We start from the raw sequence: 1734 nt of genomic DNA, 5'->3' as shown, positions 1-1734 counted from the left end.
GGCCTGCCGGTACTGCGCAGATCAGGTTTTCAATACGAATGCCCCACTGACCCGGACGATACAGGCCGGGCTCATCTGAGGTAATCATGCCGGCTTTCATCTCGGTGTCGGGAAAACGGTAGGCGCGATGCGAGATCATTTGTGGCCCCTCATGCACATTCATAAAGTACCCGACTCCATGCCCGGTCCCGTGACCGAAATCCAGCAACTGGGCCCACAAAGGTGCACGCGCCAGCGTATCGAGCAAAGGAGCAGGATAGTCTTCCGGAAAATCGGCTGCTGCCAGCCCGATCATACCCTTGAGCACCAGCGTAAAATCGCGGCGATGATGAGCGCCAATATTACCGACGGGCACCACCCGCGTGATATCAGTGGTCCCGTTCAGGTACTGCCCGCCTGAATCGATCAACAACAGGCCATCGCCTTCAATGACGGAATACGACTCGGGCGTTGCCATGTAATGCGGCATGGCGCCGTTGGCATTGAAACCGGCGATGGTGGAAAAGCTGGGCGACACAAAATGAGGCTGGCGAGCACGGGCCGCGGTGATCTCTTCATCAATCGTCAACTCGGTCACTGGCTCGCCGTTTTCCATGGCCGCCTCGAACCAGGCGAAAAATTCACACAGTGCCGCGCCATCCTGTTCCATGGCCTGCCTGACGTTCACAATTTCGGCCTGATTTTTAACGGACTTGAAGCGTTGCGAGGGATTGAGTCTTTCGATCAATGATACCGAACGGGCATGGGCAAGCAGCCCCACCGTTGTACGGGCCGGATCAACCAGTAGTGCCTCGTGAGGTAGTGCCGTTAATGCGCCTTGAATATCCTCATACCCTTCTACAGTGACGCCATCGGCTGCGAGTCGGGCGATCAGTTCGGGTTCCATTTTTGTCTTGTCGACGAAAAGAACAGCACTGTCTGGTCCGATCAACAAATGCGACAGGAAGACCGGGTTGTAGGAAACGTCGGAACCACGCAGATTCAATACCCAGGCTATATCGTCCAGCGCGCTGATCAAATGCCATTGCGCGCCGGCCTGGGCCATGGCCTGGCGCACCGCCTGCAAATTCTGCTGGCGGCTGCGTGTGGCAAAGGGCGCACTATGTTCAACAACAGGTGCTGCCGGCAAGCCCGGCCTGTCAGGCCAGATTGCCGCCAGCAAATCGCTATCGGTTTTCAATATGCTGTCGCTGCGTGTCAGTGCCTGACGCAATTCCTGCGCCGCTTTCAGGCTGAGCACATGACCGTCCACGCCAACGACCTGCCTGTTTGCAAGGCGCGCCTCCAACCACGCATTGACACTGGGCACATCAGCCTGGCCCTGTTTCATCAGCGTCATGCCACTATCGCATAGCTGTTTTTCCGCCTGCTCCCAATAGCGGGAGTCCACCCAGAGCCCGGCAAAATCGCTGGTGACAACGATGGTACCGACAGAACCGGTGAAGCCGCTGAGCCAGCGTCGTCCCTGCCAGTACTCCGGAAGATATTCCGACTGGTGGGGATCTGCCGACAGAATAAGGTAGGCATCAATATGCTGGGCGGCCATCGCGATACGCAATTGCTGCAGGCGTTCAGAAGCGGTTGACATAGTAAACAGAAACTCCGGGAAACAATCATCTATGCATCACCGCAACAGGCATCACAGTGGTGCGCAAACATTTACAATACACCATCACCGCAAAAAAAACATGCGGTCGGCCCAGATACATTCCAACACGTTGCCCTATGACTACC

At 56.4% G+C, this 1734-nt stretch carries 1 protein-coding gene; it reads right to left on the bottom strand.

Annotated elements, in window-relative coordinates:
* Nucleotides 1–1588 (bottom strand): M24B family metallopeptidase (locus tag ACTIKR_RS13780; RefSeq protein ID WP_442328111.1); only part of this gene is annotated, 1588 nt, incomplete at its 3' end.
* Nucleotides 1589–1734 lie beyond the last annotated feature (146 nt).

It is taken from the genome of Advenella sp. (assembly GCF_052108595.1).
GTDB lineage: Bacteria > Pseudomonadota > Gammaproteobacteria > Burkholderiales > Burkholderiaceae_B > Advenella.
The sequence above is the reverse complement of the archived record's forward strand: the minus strand, read 5'-3'. Positions and strand labels throughout refer to the sequence as shown.